This is a genomic window from Variovorax sp. MHTC-1, assembly GCF_003984645.1.
Lineage (GTDB): Bacteria > Pseudomonadota > Gammaproteobacteria > Burkholderiales > Burkholderiaceae_C > Variovorax.
This window is the reverse complement of sequence record NZ_RWKI01000101.1, coordinates 1-561: the sequence shown is the minus strand read 5'-3', so window position 1 is coordinate 561 and position 561 is coordinate 1. Positions and strand designations below refer to the sequence as shown.

Below are 561 nucleotides of genomic sequence, written 5' to 3'. Positions count from 1 at the left end.
TTCCTTGGTGTCGTCGAGCTGCTTCATCTGCTCGCGCAGCTTCTTGATCTTCTCCGTCAACCGCTCGGTCTTGGCCTCGACCTCCGCCGGCTGCGTGCGGTCGGCCGTCTCCAACGCGTCGAGGTAGCGTTGGATGCTCTGCTCGATCTGCCGCTGACGCGCATCGATCTTGCCGGGCGTGAAGTTGCGGTCGCGGCTGTTGACCGCCTTGAACTTGCTGCCGTCGATAGCAACGATGGCGTGAGAGAACAGTTTGAGGTCGCGGCACAGGATGACGAAGCGGCGGCAGACGTTGCGGATGCCCGCTGCGTTGTCGTGTCGGAAGTCGGCGATGGTCTTGAAGTCCGGCGCGAGCCGGCCGGTGAGCCACATCAGTTCGACGTTGCGCAGCGCCTCGCGCTCCAGGCGACGGCTCGACTGGATGCGGTTCAGGTAGCCGTAGATGTAGAGCTTCAGCAGGACCGAGGGGTGGTATGAAGGGCGCCCGGTGGCTGCGGGTTCAACGCCTTCGAAACCCAGTGCATGGAGATCCAGTTCCTCGACGAACGCATCGACGACACG

At 63.3% G+C, this 561-nt stretch carries 1 protein-coding gene; it reads right to left on the bottom strand.

Annotated elements, in window-relative coordinates; all coding sequences use genetic code 11:
- Positions 1-561 (bottom strand): transposase (locus tag EJI01_RS28455; RefSeq protein ID WP_148112392.1); only part of this gene is annotated, 561 nt, incomplete at both ends.